The sequence below is a fragment of the Bacillus sp. FSL K6-6038 genome (genome assembly GCF_038050455.1).
Lineage (GTDB): Bacteria > Bacillota > Bacilli > Bacillales > Bacillaceae_G > Bacillus_A > Bacillus_A pseudomycoides.
This window is the reverse complement of record NZ_JBBOUH010000001.1, coordinates 1,539,477-1,563,187: the sequence shown is the minus strand read 5'-3', so window position 1 is coordinate 1,563,187 and position 23,711 is coordinate 1,539,477. Positions and strand designations below refer to the sequence as shown.

At 35.2% G+C, this 23,711-nt stretch carries 23 protein-coding genes and 1 riboswitch; of the genes, 6 read left to right on the top strand and 17 right to left on the bottom strand.

Annotated features, from left to right (window positions below; translation table 11 throughout):
• Positions 1–91: 91 nt before the first annotated feature.
• Positions 92–670 (bottom strand): ECF transporter S component, encoded by a 579-nt coding sequence (locus NSQ40_RS07935; RefSeq protein ID WP_033796014.1) that lies wholly within the window; start codon positions 668–670, stop codon positions 92–94.
• 163 nt (positions 671–833) lie between these two features.
• A riboswitch (FMN riboswitch) is annotated at positions 834–971 on the bottom strand.
• 266 nt (positions 972–1,237) lie between these two features.
• Here NSQ40_RS07935 and NSQ40_RS07930 point away from each other — a divergent pair.
• On the top strand, positions 1,238–1,921 hold the full coding sequence (locus NSQ40_RS07930; protein ID WP_003206567.1) for a hypothetical protein: 684 nt from the start codon (positions 1,238–1,240) through the stop codon (positions 1,919–1,921).
• Positions 1,922–1,949: 28 nt separating this feature from the next.
• Here the strand turns inward: NSQ40_RS07930 and NSQ40_RS07925 are convergent, their stop codons facing one another.
• The 14 genes from NSQ40_RS07925 to NSQ40_RS07860 form a co-directional block, all read right to left on the bottom strand.
• A complete protein-coding gene (locus NSQ40_RS07925; RefSeq protein WP_033796015.1) occupies positions 1,950–2,564 on the bottom strand; it encodes a peptidoglycan DD-metalloendopeptidase family protein in 615 nt (204 codons plus the stop codon).
• A gap of 83 nt (positions 2,565–2,647) precedes the next feature.
• Positions 2,648–3,220, bottom strand: a complete 573-nt coding sequence (locus tag NSQ40_RS07920; protein WP_018764255.1) for a cob(I)yrinic acid a,c-diamide adenosyltransferase — start codon at positions 3,218–3,220, stop codon at positions 2,648–2,650.
• A 415-nt stretch (positions 3,221–3,635) separates the two neighbouring features.
• Positions 3,636–5,411 (bottom strand): ATP-binding protein, encoded by a 1,776-nt coding sequence (locus NSQ40_RS07915; protein ID WP_003206574.1) that lies wholly within the window; start codon positions 5,409–5,411, stop codon positions 3,636–3,638.
• Complete coding sequence (resD, locus tag NSQ40_RS07910) at positions 5,411–6,127, bottom strand: DNA-binding response regulator ResD (protein ID WP_026008430.1); 717 nt, start codon at positions 6,125–6,127, stop codon at positions 5,411–5,413. The genes NSQ40_RS07915 and resD overlap by 1 nt, the downstream gene beginning before the upstream one ends.
• A gap of 358 nt (positions 6,128–6,485) precedes the next feature.
• Positions 6,486–7,643: a c-type cytochrome biogenesis protein CcsB gene (ccsB, locus tag NSQ40_RS07905; RefSeq protein WP_003196285.1), complete on the bottom strand. Its 1,158-nt coding sequence runs from the start codon at positions 7,641–7,643 to the stop codon at positions 6,486–6,488.
• A 14-nt stretch (positions 7,644–7,657) separates the two neighbouring features.
• Complete coding sequence (locus NSQ40_RS07900) at positions 7,658–9,283, bottom strand: cytochrome c biogenesis protein ResB (RefSeq protein ID WP_033796984.1); 1,626 nt, start codon at positions 9,281–9,283, stop codon at positions 7,658–7,660.
• A 149-nt stretch (positions 9,284–9,432) separates the two neighbouring features.
• Positions 9,433–9,954 carry a thiol-disulfide oxidoreductase ResA gene (gene resA / locus NSQ40_RS07895; protein WP_003206580.1) on the bottom strand — a complete coding sequence of 174 codons (522 nt, stop codon included), beginning with the start codon at positions 9,952–9,954 and terminating at the stop codon, positions 9,433–9,435.
• 186 nt (positions 9,955–10,140) lie between these two features.
• Positions 10,141–10,869: a 23S rRNA pseudouridine(2605) synthase RluB gene (gene rluB, locus NSQ40_RS07890; RefSeq protein WP_098217169.1), complete on the bottom strand. Its 729-nt coding sequence runs from the start codon at positions 10,867–10,869 to the stop codon at positions 10,141–10,143.
• Between the two features lie 288 nt (positions 10,870–11,157).
• A complete protein-coding gene (gene spmB / locus NSQ40_RS07885) occupies positions 11,158–11,688 on the bottom strand; it encodes a spore maturation protein SpmB (RefSeq protein WP_033796016.1) in 531 nt (176 codons plus the stop codon).
• A complete protein-coding gene (gene spmA, locus NSQ40_RS07880) occupies positions 11,685–12,281 on the bottom strand; it encodes a spore maturation protein SpmA (RefSeq protein ID WP_016114058.1) in 597 nt (198 codons plus the stop codon). Before spmA ends, spmB begins: the two co-directional genes overlap by 4 nt.
• A complete protein-coding gene (locus tag NSQ40_RS07875) occupies positions 12,274–13,395 on the bottom strand; it encodes a D-alanyl-D-alanine carboxypeptidase family protein (protein WP_033796017.1) in 1,122 nt (373 codons plus the stop codon). Before NSQ40_RS07875 ends, spmA begins: the two co-directional genes overlap by 8 nt.
• 109 nt (positions 13,396–13,504) lie before the next feature.
• Positions 13,505–14,419 carry a superoxide dismutase gene (locus tag NSQ40_RS07870; protein ID WP_003206588.1) on the bottom strand — a complete coding sequence of 305 codons (915 nt, stop codon included), beginning with the start codon at positions 14,417–14,419 and terminating at the stop codon, positions 13,505–13,507.
• A gap of 350 nt (positions 14,420–14,769) precedes the next feature.
• Positions 14,770–15,261, bottom strand: coding sequence for a DUF3907 family protein (locus tag NSQ40_RS07865; RefSeq protein ID WP_018764247.1), 492 nt, complete (start codon positions 15,259–15,261; stop codon positions 14,770–14,772).
• A 23-nt stretch (positions 15,262–15,284) separates the two neighbouring features.
• Positions 15,285–15,674 carry a hypothetical protein gene (locus NSQ40_RS07860; RefSeq protein ID WP_003196277.1) on the bottom strand — a complete coding sequence of 130 codons (390 nt, stop codon included), beginning with the start codon at positions 15,672–15,674 and terminating at the stop codon, positions 15,285–15,287.
• 219 nt (positions 15,675–15,893) lie between these two features.
• On the opposite strand from NSQ40_RS07860, the gene mprF reads away from it, so the two are divergent.
• The gene (mprF, locus tag NSQ40_RS07855) at positions 15,894–18,476 is read left to right on the top strand and encodes a bifunctional lysylphosphatidylglycerol flippase/synthetase MprF (RefSeq protein ID WP_003206592.1); all 2,583 of its coding nucleotides are present in this window, start codon (positions 15,894–15,896) and stop codon (positions 18,474–18,476) included.
• A gap of 5 nt (positions 18,477–18,481) precedes the next feature.
• Here the strand turns inward: mprF and NSQ40_RS07850 are convergent, their stop codons facing one another.
• A complete protein-coding gene (locus tag NSQ40_RS07850) occupies positions 18,482–19,264 on the bottom strand; it encodes a hypothetical protein (RefSeq protein ID WP_141521846.1) in 783 nt (260 codons plus the stop codon).
• 428 nt (positions 19,265–19,692) lie between these two features.
• Between NSQ40_RS07850 and deoD the strand changes: the two genes are divergently transcribed.
• From deoD to NSQ40_RS07830, 4 genes are all read left to right on the top strand, one after another.
• On the top strand, positions 19,693–20,400 hold the full coding sequence (gene deoD / locus NSQ40_RS07845) for a purine-nucleoside phosphorylase (RefSeq protein ID WP_097836234.1): 708 nt from the start codon (positions 19,693–19,695) through the stop codon (positions 20,398–20,400).
• 187 nt (positions 20,401–20,587) lie between these two features.
• Entirely contained in the window at positions 20,588–22,402 is a 1,815-nt protein-coding gene (locus tag NSQ40_RS07840; RefSeq protein ID WP_098100771.1) for a sensor histidine kinase, read from the top strand.
• Between the two features lie 107 nt (positions 22,403–22,509).
• Entirely contained in the window at positions 22,510–23,040 is a 531-nt protein-coding gene (locus tag NSQ40_RS07835; protein WP_018764243.1) for a tyrosine-type recombinase/integrase, read from the top strand.
• A gap of 131 nt (positions 23,041–23,171) precedes the next feature.
• Positions 23,172–23,366, top strand: coding sequence for a DUF3924 family protein (locus tag NSQ40_RS07830; RefSeq protein ID WP_003206602.1), 195 nt, complete (start codon positions 23,172–23,174; stop codon positions 23,364–23,366).
• Between the two features lie 124 nt (positions 23,367–23,490).
• Here the strand turns inward: NSQ40_RS07830 and NSQ40_RS07825 are convergent, their stop codons facing one another.
• Positions 23,491–23,700, bottom strand: coding sequence for a hypothetical protein (locus NSQ40_RS07825; protein WP_224796169.1), 210 nt, complete (start codon positions 23,698–23,700; stop codon positions 23,491–23,493).
• Between the last annotated feature and the right edge of the window lie 11 nt (positions 23,701–23,711).

Here is a 23,711-nt window from a genome sequence, read left to right as displayed (position 1 = left end):
CCTCATTTTATGAGGGGGATTTTTTGTTATTCATCTAACTTACAATTTAAAAAGCCATCAGCGATATTCTCTCCTCTGATGGCCAAAATTTCTATGCATTTTTCATTTTTGCAAATACCCATACTTTTAAACGTGAAAACAGCGCTACAAACACAACTGTTACAACAATTCCTTTAATTAAATTAAATGGTAGAATTGCCGCTACAATCATTTGTCGCATACCACTGCTAGACATAGCAGGCTGATTTAAAAACCAAGTGTACGCTGGTAAAATAATGAAATAATTTAACACACTCATAATGATAGACATAGCAACCGTTCCTAACATTAACCCTGTTGTTAAACTTTTTACTGTGCGATGCTTACGAAATAAGAATGCCGCTGGACCAATAAATAGACATCCCGCAATGAAATTAGCTACCTCTCCAACCGGAACTCCGGTTAAACTTCCTTGAATCCCATAGTGAAGGATATTTTTTATCCCTTCTACAACTACACCTGCAATCGGACTAAAAATAATCGCTGCAATTAAAGCTGGCACATCACTAAAGTCAATTTTTAAAAATGGCGGAAGTCCTGGAAATGGAAAATCCAACATCATAAGCAAATACGCAATACTACTAAGCATCGCTACACTCACCATTTGTACTACACTGTTTTTTTGTTTCATCATTCTCTCTCCTTTTCCATCGATCATCTCATGGAAAGTGGAAAGGTTCTGCTATGCCTATTTTTTCATGATACGAAAAAACCCTTTGTGGTTTACACAAAGGGAGAATTTTTAGGCACATCAAACAGACGTTCAAAGAGCTATCTTTTTTGAACGCTTGAACCTCCATCTTCTCCCATCCAGACTGTACTGTCGGCTTTGGAATCTCACCAAATCCTGCCTTAACGGCTCGCGGGCTTAGAACGAAAAGCAACTGTTCATCACCGCCGGTCGGGATTTTCACCCTGCCCCGAAGATAGACCGATATTCTATTTTCTTCACCATTATACAACAACATCATACAGTTGTGAATAAAAATGTTTATAACTTACGAATAGTAAGCATCGTTCTATATAAGATTTGTCTTATTAATACTCAATAAAAAAGCTATCGAATTATTTGACAACACAATCCATATTTTTTACAATCTGACTTTTTCCTGCGTAATTCCCTAGTCATTCATACAGAAAAGTGATAAGATGTTGAATTGTTAAGATAAGAGCATTTTCTTAATACGGAGGAAATGTCATGAAGAAAGAAAAAAGACACTCTATTCAAGAAACGATGAAAAAAAACTTAAGAAAAGAATACTTTTATTTAAAAAAGGAATTACTTTTCTACTGTCCAATTGATTTAGGCACATTTTCAAGAGAAACATACTATGCTACTTTTGACAAAGAAGGAATTAGTGTATATCAGTATGATAAAACAACAGAAAGTAAACTAAAGCTACGCGAGCGTCACCTGTGGAAAAGTTGGGATAAAGTGAAAATTGATCACTATTTAACAACATCACAATTTGTTTTCCAAGGAAAACGAAATTGGATTCTCTCTCTCTTTCATAAAGGGAAAGAGGCCCAAAAAATAATTAAAGAACATACTTCTTTACAAACAGAAGTTGTTTCCCGATCCTTTTTGAAAAAGCTTCCTGGTTTTCGTTCCAATACAACTTTAAACAAATATATAGGCAGCATTTGTTATACAGCACTTATTGCATTTTTATTAAAGTGGATAATTCCATTTCAAGTACAAGTTGCCTTGTATTCGTTTTCTATCGGCTGTATGCTCCTTGGTCTACTTTGCTTTACAATTGGACTAATCGAACCAACCATTGTATTATTTCGAACGAAGGAAAAAACAAGGACAAAGGTCTTTTATTATTATAGCTATTTAGCCATTTCTGGATTTATATGTGTCTTTATTTTTTGGTAAAAAAAGAGCTAGTCCTACTAGCCCTTTTTTAATTCATATATAATTTTTGATTTGGATAAATTCGATCTTGTTGTAATGCATTTTTTACTTTTATCTCATGAACAGTCATGCCAAACTTACGGGCAATACTGACCAATGTATCCCCTTTTTGCACAATATACATCGATGATGAAACCACTTGATCCCTTTCTTCATTTAAAACAAACAATGGATTCATTGCATTTCTTTTCCCAAATGTCCAAGCACCTTTATGAACTTCTAAGTGCAGATGTGCACCTCGTGATTCACCTGTGTTTCCCACTTCACCAATTACCTCACCTCTTGTAATATGATTCCCTTGAAATACATATCTCTTATTTAGATGGGCGTAAACGGCCTCATATTCTCCATGCTTAATAAACACTACATTTCCATAACTATTTGAAAAATAGGATTTTGTCACCGTTCCACCTCGAATAGCGGCAATCGGTGTTCCGATTGGAGCAGCTATATCAATACCATAGTGTTTTCCATTTCTTGTTCCAAAATAGTCACTAATTCTTCCATCTACCGGCCATGTCCATCGTCCGTCCTCAGCATAAGCATATAATTGAGAACTAAAAAACAATCCAAAGACAAGTATCCCGACTTTTAAGCCTTTCATATACATCCTCCGTTTTTTAATAACCGCCACACTTTCTCTATTGTGGTATATTACGGAAAAAAGTATACAAAAAAGAAAGTGAATTACTCCACTTCCTTTTTACGAAAAACAATTGCACTTCGTTTATATTCAACATCTTTCACCATAAGGCGAGCATTTATCACCCTAGCTATTGCGAATAAATAATCAGATAATCGATTGACATATCGTAATACAACTTCATTTATTTCCTCTTGCTTTCCTAATGATACAATATAGCGCTCAGCTCTCCGCGTTACCGTACGTGCAACATGGGTCACCGCAGATGCTGGGCTCCCGCCAGGTAAAATAAAACACTCTAATGGTGGCGCTTCTTCTATGTAGTGATCAATTCGTCCTTCTAAATATATGACCATTTCTTCTGTTACTTTATAAGGTAATTTTTGCTGCACAATTGCTAAATCTCCACCGCAATCAAACAATTCATGCTGAATCTTTTCAAGCTCCTCATGTATGTCTTGAAAGCATTCTTCTTGAAGCATAGTCATCGCATATCCAATATGAGAATTCGCCTCATCAATTGTTCCATATGCTTCTACACGAATATGATCTTTATCAACTCGTCCACCTATAATACTCGTTTGTCCTTTATCTCCTGTTTTCGTATATAGTTTCAAATATTCTACACCTCTCTTTTAAATTTTTATTCATTACACGATCCATCAAATGTAAGTATACATTGAAAAAACGACTTAAACCTTTCTTTTTTTGATGGGAGAGAGCATCCGACCATGCGTAGAAACGGTCAGTACCTTTTAGCCCCATGCCATGTGAGAACAGAAGGAGAAAATGAGCGGAGACCTTCTTTTATTTTCATAGCCGTGACTTATATGCCAGCAAATCAACATGGATTTATTCTTTCCTTAGTCTAAGCTTCTTGTCTTTCAATCAACTTTCATAGAGAGACTACCATCTACAAATAGTACAATAAAACAAAAAGCTCTAATATTCTTCATTCCATTGAGAAAATATTATAAACTCAAAAAGAATAAAAAATACTAGAACTTCAGTATTGACTCACAACAATATCACTTATATTGATTGACCTGGTAAATATACAGAGAATATTGTTCCTTCTCCAACGACACTTGATATAGAAACTTTACCATTATGCCCTTGTACAATGTTTTTAGCAATTGCAAGCCCTAAACCAGTACCACCTGTTTTCCCACGTGTTCTTGCTTTATCAGCTTTATAAAAACGATCAAACAAGAACGGAATGTCTTCTTCAGGAATACCAGCACCTGAATCTTGCACTTCAAACATGAGTCCATTATTTTTCGTATCAATAATAAGCTCAACATGACCACCTGCATTTGTATGCCTGATTGCATTGTCAATTAAGTTCGTTAATACTTGCTCCATACGATCTGGATCAAACGAATGTTGCTCAATTGGATTACGGAAATCAACTGTTAACCGCACATTTTTTTCTTTTGCAATCCCTTGAAATTTGCGTCCAATCTTCTCAACAAATGGATGAATATCCACTTCAGATATATGCAATTCAACATGACCACTTTCCATACGCGCTAAATCTAAAAGCTCATTCACAAGGCGACCTAAACGAACTGACTCATCATAAATAATTTGTACAAATTCATTTATTTCTTCTTTTGTTTGAACAATATCATCCAAGATTGCCTCACTATACCCTTGGAGCATAACCATCGGTGTGCGCAATTCATGAGACACATTCGCAATAAAATCTTGACGCATTTTTTCAAGGCGACGTTCTTCTGTCATATCACGAAGCACCGCCACAGCACCGCGAATTTTTGTTTGATTATATAGCGGCGTCATAAGGACAACGTAGTTACCCTTTTGTAAATTAATTTCAATGACTTGCTGTTGCTCACTTTCTACTACAAGATGAAACAACTCAACAAGTTCCGGCGGTAAATTCCTACTTAATTCCAACTCTTTTTCTTCTTGCCAAACTTGTAAAAAATGCTCCGCCGGTGGATTGATAACAACAACCTCACACTCTTGATTTAGCGTTACAACCCCATCTGCCATACTGCTTAAAATACTAGAAAGTTGTTCTTTTTCTTGCTGTAGTGCATTAATATTAAACTTTAATTGTTTTCCCATTTGATTTAACGCCGTTGCTAGCTCTCCTATTTCGTCTTGCGAAACCATAGGTGCTTTCGTATCAAATTTCCCGCGCGCTACTTCAAAGGCCACTTCACGCATTTTACGAAGTGGAGCTGTAATTCGTGTCGATAAGAAAAACGCAAAGAACGTTGTTAAAATAATCGCAATTCCCGCTGATAAAAAAATAAAATCTGTCGCTTTTTCCATACCTTGTTTTGGAACTTGCAATGATTGATACACAAACACCGCACTATGATTTGATGATTGCAGCGGCTTGCCAACAATCATAATATCATTTTCAGAGTTCTTCTTCGTTTTGTCATCAGACACTTTTTTTATTTTTTCTTTATTTTCTTTTTTATCTATAAAAACAGCTGCTAAATCTTTATCCTTTTTCAGATCTTCTATTGTAAGATCTACCAATCCTTCTTGTTTCGGTGAAGAAGAAACTTCATGATCCCCTTTTACAATAATAATTCGTGAGAGCGGATCAGCAAACTTATACGCGATATTCTCAATCGTTTTTTCGTCTGCACCTTCTTCAATTAATTCCGAAACACTTGTCGCTACTTTTGTAAGCCTGTTTTCACTCATTTCAATATAGTAATTATCAAAAAACTGCGAAAGCAAAATGGCAACAAAGCCAAGAACAAATGAAACAAGAAGCAATATGGTCATCCATAGCTTTCCTACTACACTTCTCCAAAGCATCAGTCGTTCACAACCTCAAACTTATAACCAACACCCCATACAGTTACGATCATCTTCGCTGCATCAGCTGATTTTTTACTTAATTTTTCACGTAAACGCTTTACGTGCGTATCTACTGTACGCAGGTCTCCAAAGAATTCATATTGCCATACCTCTTTTAATAATTGCTCACGATCAAATACTTTATCAGGAGCCTTTGCTAAAAATAGTAACAATTCATATTCCTTTGGTGTTAAATTGACTTCATCACCATCAGCAGTAACGCGATGCGCATCGTTATCAATTGTTAAATGCGGGAATACAATAATATCTTTTGTTGTTGTATCTTGTGTAAAGAATGTTGTTGTCACAGAACGTCGCAAGACCGCTTTTACACGAAGGACTACTTCACGTGGACTAAACGGCTTTACGATATAATCATCCGAGCCAACTTCAAATCCTTGCACCCTGTTTACTTCTTCACCTTTAGCTGTCAGCATAATAATTGGTGTTGCTTTTTTCTCACGAATTCCTTTACATACTTCAATCCCATCTTTTCCAGGCATCATGATGTCTAATAAGATTAAATCATAATCATTTTGCAATGCTTTTTCTAAAGCTGTATCACCATTATCAGCCTCATCAATCGTATATTGTTCTCTTTCTAAATACATTTTTAATAAACGGCGAATACGATCTTCATCATCTACAATTAAAATTCTTGGTTCATTTTCCATTGCTTCCCGCTGCCCGTAAAAAAACATGACAACGGTTCACACCTACCTTTCTATGATGTAATACGATTTTTACTCTTATCTCATAATAGATAATTCTAAAATGTTAGTCTTCCACCTTAGACATTATACTTCACAAGAATAATAAAATTTGTTCATTTCTTTTCCAAAAATATGTATTTTTCTTGAACAGGACATTTAGGCCCCGACATCATTTTACAAAATCAGCCTTTATTTTGCCATGTTTTTCTCAAAAAAGAAAAGAAATTGGCAAAAATAAAATAGGAAAGTGACAACCACTTTCCTATTTTATCATGCTTCACTGAATCGTGTACCCCCCCTCCAAAAAAGAGGTAAAACCTTACGCATATGAGTGCAAACCAGCAATAATTAAGTTTACCGCTATAAAATTAAACATGATAATCGCAAATCCAATTACCGCAAGCCATGCTGACTTCTCACCATGCCATCCTTTAGATAAACGTAAATGCAAAACTGCAGCATAAAAGAGCCATGTAATGAGCGCCCATACCTCTTTTGGATCCCAGCCCCAAAAACGTGTCCACGCAATTTGCGCCCAAATCATCGCAAAAATTAACGCTCCTAACGTAAAGACTGGGAATCCAATTGCAATAGATCGATATCCAATTTCATCAAGTAAATCACTGTTAACGTTTTTCACTACTGGCTGAAGGGCTGCTGATACTCTTTTTCGTAAAATTAATCTTAATACAATATATAGTCCCGTTCCAATAAGCAGTGACCAAATTACTGTATTTAATTTCTTTGCATTTATTATAGCAGGCATTTCTGCAATCGGTTCAAGTTTTCCAGTTGTTATTAACTTCCCTTCATGGGGTCCAACTAGTGCAGGCAGATTATATTTCATCTCGACTTTTTGTTCATTTTTATCCACCCATTGAAACTTTGCTTCATATTTCGTTGCCGAATAAACTGTTGTTACCGCTATGAATCCGACAGCGCAAACGAGTGTAAACACAACTGTTTCTAACCAAAATGTCCGTTTCGTCCTTTTTGACTGATCTACATTTTTAAGCAAATATATGACACCTGTAATAAAACTAATTGCTAAAATAGCTTGTCCAGCTGCGGCCGTTGTTACATGAATATGTAGCCAATTACTTTTCAACGATGGAATAAGCGGTGAAATTTCTCTCGGAAACATACTTGCATATGCAATTAACAAAAGGGCTACTGGTAAAGCGAATAATCCGACTATGCTTACACGATACATGAAATACATAACAATAAAAGCACCAACAAGCATCATGCCGAAGAATGTACCAAACTCAAAGAAATTACTTACTGGTGCATGCCCTGAAGCGATCCACCTTGTTACAAAGTATACAGTTTGAGCGACAAATCCTAAAATTGTTATGGTTATACCTATATTTGCCCACTTCCGACCTTTTTCTTTAATCGCCCCCCCGAAGAACAGTGTTGCAATTAAATAGAAGATGAAAGCGGCAAATAAGAAATTACTGCTGATTTGCACCATATATTCTCCCCACCTCAACTAATTTTTTGATCATTTACTTTGTCGTATGGTTGTGGAATCGTTGTTCCTTCAAGTACTTTCTCAATATCTTTCCGCAAGCCAAACCAGTTTTTATTTGTATGGCCAGCAATCCACCATTCATCTTTAACACGTTGTATCCAGATACGACGATGATTCCAATACATCCCTTGAATCACACCAACCATGAAGATAAATCCTCCGATTCCAAGAATCCATAGTGTCAAATCTTTTCTCACAATAAGCCCCGTTGCATTTCGCATTTCTACTCCTGCAAAGGTCATTTTATATTGATTATTTCCTTCTGGTTCTATGTTTTGTTGTATACCTACAAAACTCACTTCTCCTTCTGGCGTCTCTGGTGTAAACATTTTAAAAACGAAAGCTGGGTTGTTCGGAATCTTTGTTTTTGTATTGGGCTGACCATTCTCATCAAAATAAAAATCAGGAAAATAACTTAATAATTTTATAGAATACCCATCTCCTAAATCGTATGTTTCTTTTGGATTTTCCAAGTTAACTTTAATGGGTTTCCATTTTTGCTGATTGTCTTTTTTCTGTAAAGAAAAAGACATACTACCAAATTCATTTTCTTTAAAATCTAGTTGATATAGAGCAAACTGATCAAATTTTAACGGTTCATTCACTTTAATTTTAGATTCCTTTACCTTTTCTAACTTTGGTTTTTGTCCAGCTATATTTTCTTCTACAGCTTTATACAATACAGCATTTGTTTGGTAGTTTTTAGCGATCATTTTGTCGCCTACACGCTCAATCGCATCATTAAATACTTTATCATCTTTACTCTTGTCATAAACTTCTTTTATAAACTTTTCATTCTTCAAATAATATTTCCCATCAGTTCCTGGGATCTCTTTTGTTTCCCCATCACGTAGCCACAGTGCTTCATCCACATACATACTCGGAAGAAAACGTAGCATTGCTCCGAATAAAAAAATGATAAGACCGATATGATTCACATATGGACCCCAGCGAGAAAATCTTCCTTTTTCCGCTAAAATATTTTCGCCTTCGACTCTTACATTGTAATTTTTTTTCTTTAAATTGGCTTGAATCTGTTCTAGATCCCCCTCTTTTGGAGAGCCTGTCCCATACAATCGTTGTCTCTTTAAAAAACTTGGGTGTCTTTTTACACCCTGCTTTTTTAAAGCTTTATAAAGCGGAATTACACGATCTAAACTACATATCACAAGTGACACACCAATCGACGCAATTAAAATTATATACCACCATGAGCTATATAATTTATTAAAACCCAATTGGTAATATAGTTGTCCAAGAAAACCATATTCCTGTTCATAATATTCACTTGGTGTAACACCTGGAGGTATATACATTTCTTGCGGAAATATGGTTCCAACTGCTGATGCTAATAGAGTGATAACAATGAGCCATACCCCCACCTTTACGGAAGAAAAAAAACTCCAAACTTTATCTACTATCGTTCTCGTATGAATAAGAGAGCGCCGGGCACTCCCCTCATATCGCATATCTAATAACCTCGTATCTTCCTTGTTTTCAAAAGGTTTCCCGCAAGCTTCACAAAAAATTGTGCCTATTGGATTTACATGTCCACATTCACACTTTATCTGTTCCAATATTCTCACCGCCTCTTGTTTCTATTTATCATTGTATCTTCCAAACACAAGTTACCGCAATACTCAGAATTTTCAAGATAGGTACTAAGACGAAGCAAAGCACCTTCATCTATCAAACTCTTTTACCATTCGTTATGTAAAGGCTTTCTTTACTAAGGAGTAATTTTCTTTAAATATTCCTCCATTTGTTCCTTTGTTTGTGTACCAGTAATTTTCTCGATTACATTTCCTTCTTTATCAATTAAAAATGTTGTTGGCAGTGGACCAACGCCATATGTACCAATTATTTCTTGCCCTTTATCAATCGCAACAGGGAACTTTAATCCATATTGATTCACAAAATTTTTCACCGCAATATTCGTTTCATCTGCATCTAATGCGATGATTTCAACGCCTTTTTCTTTATATTTAGGATATAATTCATTCATATAAGGCATCTCTTTTTCACACGGTTTGCACCACGTTCCCCAAAAATTTAAAAATATCCCTTTTCCTTTCAGGTCATTTAGCTCGATTTTTTTTCCCTCTAAATCTGAAACAACAAAGTTAGGTGCTTTTTTCCCGATTTGCATTTTTTCCTTATCAACAAAAAAACCTTGATAAAGTGTGAATCCTACTGCCACGCTTAAAATAAGCAAAATGAGAATGCGAAATAGTAAGCGATTCTTCTTCATACTCTCTCCCCTCTCTTTGATGAATTTATATGTAAAAAATTTCTGTAACTACTAACTTGTCCTTTACTTCAAGCATTTGTTTATTTTAATATATATGCCTCCATAATCACTCCCCAAAACGATCGGTTCAACTAATCATCCATAGGGGATAAAACTCCCCCACGGATGGAAGTTTCACTTTACCACTTATCTCGGCTTTGTAGAAGCAAGCGCACGTAATTGTTTTACTTCATGAGGTGATAACTCTCTTGCATCACCAGGGCGTAGACTTCCTACTTCTAAGAAAGCATAACGTTCACGTTTTAATTTCATTACTTTACAGCCAAGCGCCTCAAACATACGACGAACTTGACGATTACGTCCTTCATGGATCGTTAATTGTACAATTGCCATCTCTTTACGCTTATCCCAAGAAAGGATTTTCACATGTGCTGGTGCTGTCTTTCCATCTTCTAATACAACACCTTTTTCTAACATGCGAATTTTCTCTCCTGTTAATGGGCCTTTTACTTTTGCAACATATGTTTTCTCAACTTTATATTTTGGATGCATCAATATGTTTGCAAAATCACCATCGTTTGTCATAAGAAGTACGCCAGACGTATCATAGTCTAAACGACCAATTGGGAATAGGCGCTGTGTGATTTCAGGGAAAAAGTCTGTAACAACTTTTCTTCCTTTGTCATCTGATACGCTCGAAATTACGCCAGTTGGTTTATATAGTAAGAAATAAATAGGTTCTTCTTTTTCAAGAGGGATATTATTTACTTCTACTTTATCTTGAGGAGTTACCTTCGTTCCTAACTCAGTCACTACTTTACCGTTAACTTTAACTTTTCCTTGCTGAATAAGTTCTTCAGCTTTTCTTCTTGATGCAATTCCTGCTTGCGCAATCACTTTTTGTAATCGTTCCATTTCCATTATTCACCTCAAATTTATCTTACCTTCATTAGAAGGAGTTGGCAACCGCCAGAACATATAGCAGCCAGCCTAACATATCGTAAACAACATAGCTATGTTTCTAAACTTATAAAGGCCGAATTCGGTTTCAATTCTTTATTATTGTTTACCCTCATATAGTTGTTCACAACAAAAGTTCATTATTTTGTCAAAAATATTCCACAAAAAAACCACTATTAAGCCTACCCTTAATAGTGGTCGTATACGTATTATAAGCGAATTAACTCAAAAAATGAATACCGATTACTGAAACAATAAAGAAACAAACACAATAGAACAAATAATCCCAATTAAATCTGCAAACAACCCTACCTTTAAAGCATCACCCATTTTACGAATACCAACAGCTCCAAAGTACACTGTTAAAATATAAAACGTTGTATCTGTACTTCCTTGCATTGTGGAAGCGAGCCTACCAATAAATGAATCTGGTCCATATGTAGCAATTAAATCTGTAGTAATACTTAATCCTGCCGAACCAGAAATGGGGCGTATGAGCGCAAGTGGTACAATTTCTGCTGGCACGTGAATCATATCCAACATTGGCTTCATTACAGAAATCATGGCATCTAAAGCCCCAGATGCCCTGAAAATAGAAATGGATACGAGCATCCCCACCATAAATGGTAAAATAGAAATAGCAATTTGGATTCCTTCTTTCCCACCTTCTACAAATGATTCGTACGTTGGAACTTTTTTTATCGTGCCATATAATAGAATAAAACCAATCACACAAGGTATCACCCATAATGAAATTGTATTAACAATACTCACTTTTTCCGCCCCTTTCTACTCCGTCTGCGGTAAAAATAGCGGTCAATCCAAATAGCCCCAATCATCGATAGTACTTGTGCAATAAACGTAACACCAACAATTTCAGTCGGATTCGCCGATTCATACGTCATTCGGATTGAAATCACAGTAGTCGGTATCAGTGTAATTGCGGATGTATTCAAAGCTAAAAATGTCACCATAGAACGACTTGCTGAATCCTTTCCTCCATTCAGTTCCTTAAGTTGTTCCATTGCTTTAATACCAAGTGGCGTCGCTGCATTTCCTAACCCAAAAAAGTTTGCCATCATATTTGACAAAATAAATCCCATCGAAGGATGATCCTTTGGTACTTCTGGAAACAATCTTTTTACAACTGGCATAAAAAATGAGACTAATTTCTTTAATAAGCCCGCTTCTTCAGCAATCTTCATTAACCCTAGCCAAAAGACTAAAACACTAATCAGCCCAATACAAATGGTTACTGCATCTTTTGACCCTTCAAAGACTGCTTTATTCACTTCCTCCATCGTTCCGTTTATCATCGCATATACAATCCCAATAACCGCCATCGCCACCCATACGAGGTTAACCATCTGTTCCAACACCTAACATATGAGAGAAGATTTCTATCACATCATTCCAATATACTCCAGTTGTAGCAACCAACTTTCGCTTACTATAAAACAGATTACGTTCCCCTACTTTTTCTTCATTAATATAAACTATTGTCTTGCCGACTTTCTCTCCATCTACTAATTTTGCACTCCTATCAAGTTCAACCTTTAGCATAACCTGTTTCTTCTCATCTTTCGTTAGCGGTATAGCGAAATCATTTTTTATATAAACATGATTTGTATACTTCTTTTCCTGCAGTCCAGAGAGCGCTCCTTGCCGTAGAACCTTCGTTAACTCATATTGCTTAAACCCTTGATCAAACAAATACATATGGTCGTCCCAATCATTAGACGCATTAAGTGTCACTACAATTAAATCTAATCCATCTTTCGAAGCTGTTGTAACAAGTGTACGCCCTGCTTTTTTTGTAAATCCCGTCTTGCCTCCTGTTGCAAATTCATAATAAGAAGTTACAAGTTTATGCTTGTTTTTCCATGGATAATCCCACATTTTCGATTGATATGTTTTTGTTCCAAAAATTTTCCGAAACGTTTCATTTCCCATTGCATAACGTGTTAAAAGTGCCATATCATATGCAGACGAATAGTGCGTTCCATCCCCATCTAGACCATGTGGATTTGAAAAATGTGTATCTTTCATTCCTATTTGTTTCGCTTTTTCGTTCATCAAATAAACAAACCCCTCTATGCTTCCCCCAACATTTTCAGCAATTGCTTGTGCTGCATCATTACCGGAACGAAGCATTAAACCATAAACTAAATCCTCTAGCGGTACTTTTTTTCCAGGTTGTAAATAAATTGCCGACCCCTCTACTCGAACAGCCTTATCGCTAATAGGTACAACTTCTTTCATTTTCCCTGATTCGGCAGCGAGTAAGGCAGTCATAATTTTCGTGATGCTAGCAATTTTTTGTGATTCATGTTCTAACTTTCCATATAACACACGTCCTGAATGTTCTTCCATCAATATGGCATTATGGGCGCTTACATCATTCATTTGTGCATATGTATGAATCGGTATAACACTTGCACACATTATAATAAGTGCAATTACAATCCAAGTTCGTCTCATATTCCCCCACGTCCTTTTGGCACTTTTTGTACAAGTGTATGCTTGGCCCCTTAAAATATGAACGAAATATTCTTTTCTATACCAGCAAAAAAGACGCACAAATATGCGTCTAATACGGTGTCCACTCAAGCTGTTTCGCACTTTCAAATCGCTTTTCCACATCGGACCAATTCACAACATTCCACCAATTTTTAATGTACTCATCTTTCCGATTTTGGTATTGCAAATAATATGCATGTTCCCATACATCAAGCACAAGTAACGGTATCGTATCCCACTGTGTGAATAATTGATGAAGGGTACTTTGTAAAATTTCTAATCTTCCCGAACGAGGTACCCACACAAGAATAGCCCAGCCAGATCCTTCTACCTTCGATGCAGCTTCTGTAAAATGCTTTTGAAAACGTAAAAAACCCCCAAAATCTTTCTCGATTTCTCGAGATAATGCACCTCTTGGACTTCCCCCTCCATCTTTTTTCATGTTATTCCAAAATATCGTGTGCAAATAATGACCTGAACCGTGAAAAGCCGCTTCTCTTTCCCAATGCTTGATTAAATCAAACTTATTTGTTTTCCTTGCTTCTTCCATCATTTTTTCTGCTTTATTCAGCCCTTCCACATAACTCCGATGATGTTTATCATGATGTAGCATCATAATCTCTCGAGAAATATATGGTTCCAGCGCATTATATGGATAGGGTAACGGAGGAAGCGTGTGACCCCCAATTGGAACAGATCTCTCAGTATACGTTCTTTCATATAACTCATATTGCTCATTTTCTTGCATAAATACTTCTTGTAAATGATTCTGGATGTGTTCCACATCATCACTTATCTCATACAGGAATTCAGCATCTGTTTCATACTCATTTTCTTTCATACGGTCTAATAGCATTTGAATTTTATAAGCAAGCATATGGACGTCATAAACTTCAGTTGCACGACTATCTAATACGTGAAGAACGCTTTCACACCAATTTTCTACTTCATGAAAATAATCCGTAAATACACCTTGCTGATTCATACGACACCTCCTCTATGCTATCCACTTTAACTATATTCAGCGTCCGCATCGTATATACCGTACAAAACAGCAAAAGAAGCTAGTCTTTCTCTAGCTTCTTTGAGTATTCTCTAATACTTATATAAAACATATACTAGAGCTATTCATCCCTACAATCAAAGACAGCAGTTCCCTCATCTTATTATATACATCCATTTTAATTCCCCAACATATAAGTCGCGGCTATAAAAATAAAAAGGACCCCCTACTCACTTTCTCCTTTTGTTCTCACTTCGCATGGGGCTGAAAAAGGATCTGACCACTTCTATCCATGGCCGGATCCTCTCTCACACCTAAAGAAAATGGTTTTATTAATACTTGTGTAACATCTTTGTTTGATAGTCCGTTTCGTAATATTCCAGCTCCTCACGCATTGTTTGAAACTTTCCTTCTAATTCTTGCATTACTTTTTCAATTGAGCTAGGCGGTATTTGTTGAAAAGCAATGGAATTTTTCCCTGTATATGCCGAGCGACTATTTTCATACCACTGATCACTTTTTGGCGAAAAGAATTCAGCAATTACTTGATGATAGATTTTATATAATGTTCTCTCAGCAGCCGTTTTTCGAAATGGTTGACTACTCAATAAAACAAGGCACGCATCCAAGCCTTCTTCACAAAATACAAGGAGTCGTCTTAATGATGATAATAAACCTTCATAATAATGTTTATTCCCTTCTGGTGACTCTTCTAATAAAGAAGGTAATGTATGATAATTAACAAAATCAGTCATTAAATCAATAACTTCTTCTAAAAATTCAGAAACTTGATGCGTTTGATTTTCAACCATTGAATTAGACATATCCTTTTCTCTCCTTTTCCATTTTACGCTATTTCTACTTTTTTATTTTTATGTAACTCAGCCATTATGTCTTGTACTTTTACCACTGTTTTATCATCAAAATTTTTTTGAAAATCTTCTATCCTGTTAATATATACACGCTTTTGCCCACGAAATTCTTTATTTTTAATAAAACAAGCTAGAGCAACGATATCACGTAAATATATGTCTTGTTCTTCTATTTTAAAAACTGGATTTCCTTCAAACGGAGTAATTCCTTGTAAAATTTCTTCAAAATAACGGACATATAATACAGAAAATGTTTTTTCTTGTTCACCCAAAATATAAGTTACTTCGGATCGATTAAAGAAATCTTCTGATGTATTAGGTTGTGCTTTTTCTAGCTCATGGCCTGCGTAACCTACTATAACCATCCGCTTTCCCCCTCTTCCTTATTTCGTTCCATTTTAACTCACTTTTCTGAATAAACAAAACTTTAATTTATTATTAATTCTTAGCAAAAAAATATATAACATTTCTATATTTATATAAAAAATAGTTTTTATATCCTGCAATTTACCTTTTTATTTTTCATGAAGTTTGTCATAATAAGAATATTGTCTCAGTTTTCTTATGCAAGGAGAGTTGTATTTATGTCGTTTTCGTGGAAACGTTTCTTACAAATCGGAAAAATTATTTTCCCATTTGTTGTCTTGACAATTGTATTCTTTCAAGCTCGGAAAGAATTGTCAGGTATTTCATTTCGAGAAGCAATTGAAACAATTAAAAACATTCCGACTGGAGGAGTCTTTTTAGCTATTACGCTCGGTGCGTTTGCTGTTTCAACAATGTTCTTTTATGACTTTGTTATGCTCCGCTATTTAAAAGCAGATGTACCTGTTCAAAAGATTTTCCGTGTTTCTTGGATTGCTAACACCTTAAATGGATTTATCGGTTTTGGTGGACTTGTTGGAGCAGGTATACGGACAATGTTATATCGGCCTCACGTAAAAGAGAATGGTAAACTTATCAAAAGCATCGCTTGGATGACAACTGCTTTTATAAATGGATTATCCCTTCTCTCATTCCTCGGTCTTATAGGAATACTAGATACAAGTTTTATTTTACATGAAAAACCTTGGCTATGGCCTGTCCTCATCTTTTTTGCTCTTTTTGTACCGCTATATATTGGATTTTCCAAAATTAAAAATCGAAAAAAGCAACACATAGAAGGACAGGAAGAAATCAAAGAGAAGAACCCAACCGTTCTATATTCACTTGTTTCATTAGTGGAATGGCTTTCTGCCGGCATCGTCATGTATGTTATTTTAATATTATTTGGAATTGACATCGATTTCCGGAAATTTTTAGGGGTTTATGTTATTGCAGCATTAGCAGGGGTTGTTAGTCTTGTACCCGGTGGTCTTGGTTCCTTTGACCTTGTCTTTTTAACTGGATTAGGACAATACGGTATCGATACAGGCGTATTATTACCTGCCATGTTATTATACCGCCTCGTATACTATATTTTACCATTTTGTCTCGGGTTAATTTTTGCCGCTTTTGAAATGACCGGAGCTGCCCTAAAAAAGATTGAAGATAAACCATTTATTGCACCCGCCTTAGAAACAACAGGTGTCATTTGGACATTACAACGTGATTTTTTAGGAAAGCTAGGTCCATGGGCATCAGCTGCTTTAACAGTCTTTACCGGCCTAATGGTCATCTTATCGACCATTTTACCGACGAGTATAAATCGTGCTCACGCATTACACATTTTAGCTCCAAAACATCTTATTCAATTTTCTTTTAGCTTATCATTAACATTTGGAATTCTGCTCCTTATTCTATCAAGAGGTATTTATTATGGAACAAAACGTTCCTACTATATGACTATTGTTTCTTTAATTGGAGCAGCCATTTTTAATACACTTAAAGGAATCGATATTGAAGAAACCTTTATTTTACTAATCGTGCTAGCCGTATTATATATGCTTCGCAAAAGATTTGTACGTGAAAAAATGTCAGTTTCGCTTTCCGATGTAGTAAAAGTATTTATATTTTTACTACTAACATTATACTTGTATAAAAACTTAGGCATCCTATTCGCAGGAGCAAAAGAAGCTTTCAAGCCCGATTTTGTCGTTCGCAATATTACGCAAGTAAAGAGAAGTGCACTTGCAGCTGCTTTCTTTGTTCCAACTTTTTTACTCATCGGTTCTCTTATCGCGAATCGCTATCGTAGTGTATTCCCAGAGCAATCAGCAAACGATAAACGTCTGCAAAACTTCTTAGATGAATATGGCGGAAATGTACTAAGTCATTTAGGTTTTTTAGGAGATAAACAATTCTTCTTTAGTAGTGATGGAAAAGCACTTCTTTTATTTTCAACAACAGGAAAACGACTTGTTGTACTCGGCGATCCAATTGGGGATCCGTCTTCTTTCCGTAACGTACTACAAGAATTTTTAGCTGAAGCGGATCGATTTGGATATATTTGCGTTTTCTATCAAATTGAAAGCAAATGGATGAGTTTATACCATGATTTTGGCTATAACTTCTTTAAACTTGGTGAAGAAGCTGTTGTTGATTTAAATACATTTACTATATCAGGGAAAAAGCGTGCTGGATTACGTGCAACTTTTAACCGTTTTGAACGTGAAGGTTATACCTTTTCCATTCATCAACCACCATTTTCAGACGAGTTATATGAAGAATTAAAAAATGTTTCAGACGCTTGGCTTGGGGGAAAAAAAGAAAAAGGCTTTTCTCTTGGATACTTTGATCGTGAGTATATAAGTCGCGCCCCTATTGCAACTTTATCTGATGCTGAGGGAAAAATCATTGCATTTACAACGTTTATGCCTGTTTACCAAACTGGTGAACTTTCTATCGATTTAATGCGTTATTATCCAGATGCACCTGGCGGGATTATGGATGCAATCTTTATTCATTTATTCCAATGGGCAAAAGAAAACAGTTATCATTCCTTTAACATCGGTATGGCCCCGCTCTCTAATGTTGGTTTATCCACACAATCCTTTTGGTCTGAGCGCGTCGCTGCAGCAATTTTCAATAACGTTCGTTATACATATAGTTTTAGTGGTTTACGGCATTTTAAAGAAAAATATAAACCGGCGTGGAGTGGAAAATATTTAGCATTCCGAAAAAATCATTCCTTGCCAATTACAATGCTTGCCGTAACAAAATTAATAGGAAAACGAAAAAGCAGCTAGCATCACTAGCTGTTTTTTCGTTTCTGAACTTGGAGTATAAACTCTTTTTCATACTTTTTTCCGTTTATATAAAATGTTCCCCATATTTTATACGTCCCTTCCTCTGGGAATGTAATACGATATTGCAATTGCTCTTCTTCATTTACAGGGACTGCATATAAAAAATGTTCTCGTTTTTCATCGATTATATAAAGCGTCGCTTGTTCTCCAGTATTGGAATTAAATTTCACACTTTCTCCTTTTTTTATTTGCAGCTGAAATGTCAATGTAGCTGCTTCATTTGGGTGTAGCGCTCCAAATAAAAGCGACATTTGGTAATCACCAATTTTTTTGGTGAGCACTGTATCTTCTATTACATTCTTTTGTTTCTTCTCTTTTTCCTCTTCCCCAAAATTCTTCCTAGAAAAGAACTGTTCTGTTTTACCATGATCCTCATATAAGAAAATCGTATATGCTTTATCTTTCGTTTTGCCTGAGGATAGCTTATATGAACCATTTCCAGCAAATGCAGGAGTGATTCGCTGAATTCCCTTTAACTGCTCGTCCACGATAATAGCTCTAATACGATCATTAACTCCACGAATTTCGTTGTTATTTTTATTAAACAGTTGAAATGTAATATCTATTTTTTCATTTCCCTTTCTATTTTTTATATCCCATTTTACCTCTCGAATGTCCCCTACTGTTGCTGTCGTTCCTTTATACTTTTGCATGTAAAATCCACCAGCTACAATAAATAGTAACGCAATTAGCCCAATGACAAGATTTTTCAAACAATCACCTGCCATACTTTTTTTATAAATTGTAACATAATTCCGACTATTACACCTATAAAAAGAACATTGCTACATCTTCTTTCTACATATGTCCATTTTGATTTTCCAACATATAAGTAGTTGCTATGAAGAATAAAAGGTGACCCGCACTCGTTTTCTCTCTTTGTTTTTACTTGGCTTGGGCAGGAAGAGGGTCTGACCGCTTCTATGCATGGTCGGATGCTCTCTCTCCCCTAAAAAGAAAAGGTTTATATCGGTTTTTCAACTTGTATTTATATATTTCTTTTTTACAAAAACCCGCTATGTAATAAATAACAACCTATTGAAAACGTTGAATCTTGCATATACTACAAATAAGAAAAAGATTTTAATTGGTAGGATTCCTAGTGTATAATGCAGGTGATGTTGATTTATATCTATACATAACAAGGAGGATTTTTATGAGCGTTCATATTGAAGCAAAACAAGGTGAAATTGCTGAATCTATTTTACTACCTGGTGATCCACTACGTGCAAAATATATTGCAGAAACATTTTTAGAAGATGTAACTTGCTATAACAATGTACGTGGTATGTTAGGATTCACTGGAACTTATAAAGGAAAACGTGTCTCTGTTCAAGGGACAGGCATGGGTGTTCCTTCTATTTCTATCTATGTTAACGAATTAATCCAAAGCTATGGAGTGAAAAACTTAATTCGCGTAGGTACATGTGGCGCGATTCAAAAAGATGTAAAAGTACGTGACGTAATTATTGCAATGACGGCTTGTACAGACTCTAACATGAACCGTTTAACATTCCCTGGATTTGATTTTGCACCAGCTGCAAACTTTGATCTTTTAAAGAAAGCATATGATGCAGGAACAGAAAAAGGATTACAGGTTCGTGTTGGTAATGTTTTAACGGCAGATGTATTCTACCGTGAAAGCATGGACATGGTGAAAAAACTTGGTGAATACGGTGTATTAGCTGTAGAAATGGAAACAACTGCTCTTTATACATTAGCAGCGAAATACGGTGTAAATGCATTATCCGTATTAACAGTAAGTGATCACATCTTCACTGGAGAAGAAACAACATCTGAAGAGCGTCAAACTACATTTAATGAAATGATTGAAATCGCTTTAGACGCGGCAATTCAACAATAATGCACAAAAGAACTTGTCATACGTCTGGCGAGTTCTTTTTATTGTTTTCTAAATCAAATAATTACTTTATATGACTTTTTATAAAAAACAGTTCCAGATAGAGAAAGATTTTCAGTCCCTACTTTCTTTTATCGTTTGTTATAATAAAGAAAATACTTATGCGAATATTCTTTTATGAGGTGAAGAAGTGAAAAAAAGAAGTATTGTCTTTAAACTATTTTTATTAACATCAACATTATTTACTGTTACCTTCCTCCTTTTTTTCATTGGGCAATCATTGTTTTTAGAAACATTTTATATTAATAAGAAGGTTCACACTGTCCAAACTGCCTTTGAAAAGTTTTTATCAAGTTATGAAAAGAGTGAGGGAACATTTGAGGAAATAAGAAAGCTCAAACAAGAATTTCACGAAAAAACAAACGCTGACGTCGTTTTCTTAGATCCAAATGGAATTATAAAAGATGAAAATAATTACTATATTGAGATTGTGGATAAATCAAATAAATCGTATTCCATTCCACTCAACAATATTTTAACAATCGATGAATATACGAAGTTTATGAATTTACAGTTAAAAAGTAATGATGTTATTATCATAGATGGAATTTTTAAAAAAGATATAGTTATACCTGTTAAGATTAGGACTCCTTATAATACATGGAAAAATGATAACATCATTTCTGACTTTACATTATTCAATATTGATTGGACAAACGCTAAGAAAAATAAATATGCAAAAGACACAGGACCTGTCGTCCATACATTTGAAGGGATTGTATCCAAAATACACCTTCCTTCAAAAAACGACCTTCGTCTCGCAAATAATTTAGAGACATTGCAAGGAATTCAGCGCTGGGAACTATCTGTGATACTAGGTAAAACAAATTCAAATGAATTGACAACATTTACAATCGGAGAAGAGGAGAATGGAAAAAGTCAAATTTTTGTAAAGCCAGTCATCGAAAACGGTAAAATTAAAGAATTTGCTTTTACGATGACCTCCTTACAGCCTGTTAATGAAGCAATGCTCGTTTTAAAAGATTATTACGTTTATGCCTTAATTGTCGTATTTCTCGTCATTATTTTATTATCCTTTTATTATTCAAAAATCATTGTTAAACCGCTTATTAAAATGAACCGAGTCACAAAAAAAATGGCTAATTTTGATTTCACCGAAAAGTTACCCGTTTCAGTAGATGATGAAATTGGCGGTTTATCTAGTAGTATTAATACATTATCAGTAAACTTAAAAGATCGAATCGATCGATTAAACATTGCAAATACAAAATTACAGCAAGATATCGAACGAGAACGCCAATTAGAAAAAACTAGAAAAGAATTTATTTCTGGCGTATCTCATGAATTAAAAACACCACTAAGTGTTATTAGAAGCTTTACAGAAGGTATTAAAGATGGCGTCAGCAAAGATAACACATACTATACGGATGTGATTTTAGAGGAAACGGAAAACATGAATCGACTCATCGTCGAAATGCTAGAATTAGCAAAACTAGAATCTGGCACGTATAAACTAGAAATGAATACTTTTTCACTTGGTGAACTTGTCCAACAAGTGTATACGAAGCTATTATTTAGTATGGAAGAAAAACAATTACAAGTAGAAATCGATGCAAATCCCTCTATATATGTTGAAGCAAATCGCAATCGCATTGAGCAAGTTGTTGTGAATTTACTCAGCAATGCAATTCGCTATACACCTGATGGTAAAGAAATTCGTATTCACGTCATAGAAGATGAAGAAAAAGTAAAAGTGGAAATTGAGAACACTGGCAATCCAATCCCAGAGGAAAGTTTACAAAAAATATGGGATCGCTTCTATCGTCTAGACGCTTCCCGTAGCCGCCATACTGGAGGAACTGGACTTGGTTTATCAATTGTAAAAAACATTTTGGAACTTCACCATGCCAAATATGGTGTATATAATACCAATGATAGTGTCGTCTTTTATTTTGATTTACAAAAAATAAAAGAAGTCAAATAATTTGTCTTAATTTCACGAGGAGTTCACATGAAATTCACACTCTCCCTTTATAGTAGTAAACAAGTTAATCCTTTCCTTTACACATATAAAAGAGGAGAGTGCGTGAAATGAAACAAGCAGGACAACCTATTCAAAACGAAAAACAATTAGAAAAAATCAAAAATATACTTTTACAATCTTCGAAACGTGATGGCTTATTATTCGTATTAGCTGTAAATTCCGGTCTAAAAGTAAGCGAGATTTTACAATTAAAAGTTGGTGATGTCATCGATGAGAATGAAAATGTTCGTCACTCCATTTTATTTTACAATGAAAAAGTTAAAAAACATAAATGGTTCGCTGTAAACGAAGACTTACAGCATGCAATCGAAGATTATATGAGAGAACGTAAAACATGGAAACGAAATGAACCATTATTAAAGTCTCAAAAAGGAACAAAATCCATTACAAGACAGCATGCATGGTATATTTTAAACAAAGCTGCAAAAGAAGTTGGTTTAGAAGGGATTAGCTCACATACACTTCGAAAAACTTGGGGATATTGTGCATATAAATCTGGTGTTGATATTGCATTTTTACAACACTTCTTTGATCATAGTACCCCATCAAAAACTTTAAAATATATCGGTATTGCATAAAAAACAGCCATGGTTCTTATACATAAAAAAGGTTACCAACTTTAAACTTGGTAACCTTTTTTATGTTTCATATTCTCTTTTCTTGTTTCTCCTATATTGTAGTGGTACTCTAATAACAAGGGGGAGAAATTATGAACACATTAACAATTGAATTACCAAAAGAAATAGCAGAAAAACTTGGTTTATTAAAACAGGCTTATCAAAAGAAAACAGGTGCTACAATCTCAGAAAGTACACTCGTTCAATCACTTATCTCGAAGGAGTTTATTCAAGAAATCACTCCTTTTGATTTACAACAATATGTAATAAAAAAAGAACAGCGCTAATCGCTGTTCTTTTTTATAAACCATACAACTTTATTGCAAACGGTTAAGCTTTGTTTTAAATACACATTAAGCGTACCAATACTTCTTATATACACCAGGACCATCTATTTCAACTTTTAAACTTTTAAACTTTTAAACTTTTCGATGCGTTGACGCTCCAAAATGGATTTACTAATAAAGGCCTTCCGATTGCTGTTACGTCTGCACGTTGATTCCTTAATATTTCTTCAGCTTGTTTACCACTTTCAAGTGAATGACCCCTTCTTAACACTCTTACGAGTCGTTTGAAGAAGGGGCTTCCTGTTTCATAGAGCGTTGCTGCTTGAGAATCCAAGCAGTCTTACA

Coding starts and splice junctions, on each gene's coding strand:
- resD (WP_026008430.1), bottom strand. CDS start 6,127: ATGGAAAATGAACCAAGAATTTTAATTGTAGATGATGAAGATCGTATT.
- NSQ40_RS07850 (WP_141521846.1), bottom strand. CDS start 19,264: ATGGCAGGTGATTGTTTGAAAAATCTTGTCATTGGGCTAATTGCGTTA.
- rluB (WP_098217169.1), bottom strand. CDS start 10,869: ATGGAACGATTACAAAAAGTGATTGCGCAAGCAGGAATTGCATCAAGA.
- deoD (WP_097836234.1), top strand. CDS start 19,693: ATGAGCGTTCATATTGAAGCAAAACAAGGTGAAATTGCTGAATCTATT.
- NSQ40_RS07875 (WP_033796017.1), bottom strand. CDS start 13,395: ATGAGACGAACTTGGATTGTAATTGCACTTATTATAATGTGTGCAAGT.
- NSQ40_RS07865 (WP_018764247.1), bottom strand. CDS start 15,261: ATGTCTAATTCAATGGTTGAAAATCAAACGCATCAAGTTTCTGAATTT.
- NSQ40_RS07860 (WP_003196277.1), bottom strand. CDS start 15,674: ATGGTTATAGTAGGTTACGCAGGCCATGAGCTAGAAAAAGCACAACCT.
- NSQ40_RS07930 (WP_003206567.1), top strand. CDS start 1,238: ATGAAGAAAGAAAAAAGACACTCTATTCAAGAAACGATGAAAAAAAAC.
- NSQ40_RS07925 (WP_033796015.1), bottom strand. CDS start 2,564: ATGAAAGGCTTAAAAGTCGGGATACTTGTCTTTGGATTGTTTTTTAGT.
- mprF (WP_003206592.1), top strand. CDS start 15,894: ATGTCGTTTTCGTGGAAACGTTTCTTACAAATCGGAAAAATTATTTTC.
- spmA (WP_016114058.1), bottom strand. CDS start 12,281: ATGGTTAACCTCGTATGGGTGGCGATGGCGGTTATTGGGATTGTATAT.
- NSQ40_RS07915 (WP_003206574.1), bottom strand. CDS start 5,411: ATGCTTTGGAGAAGTGTAGTAGGAAAGCTATGGATGACCATATTGCTT.
- NSQ40_RS07835 (WP_018764243.1), top strand. CDS start 22,510: ATGAAACAAGCAGGACAACCTATTCAAAACGAAAAACAATTAGAAAAA.
- NSQ40_RS07935 (WP_033796014.1), bottom strand. CDS start 670: ATGAAACAAAAAAACAGTGTAGTACAAATGGTGAGTGTAGCGATGCTT.
- ccsB (WP_003196285.1), bottom strand. CDS start 7,643: ATGGTGCAAATCAGCAGTAATTTCTTATTTGCCGCTTTCATCTTCTAT.
- NSQ40_RS07870 (WP_003206588.1), bottom strand. CDS start 14,419: ATGAATCAGCAAGGTGTATTTACGGATTATTTTCATGAAGTAGAAAAT.
- resA (WP_003206580.1), bottom strand. CDS start 9,954: ATGAAGAAGAATCGCTTACTATTTCGCATTCTCATTTTGCTTATTTTA.
- NSQ40_RS07830 (WP_003206602.1), top strand. CDS start 23,172: ATGAACACATTAACAATTGAATTACCAAAAGAAATAGCAGAAAAACTT.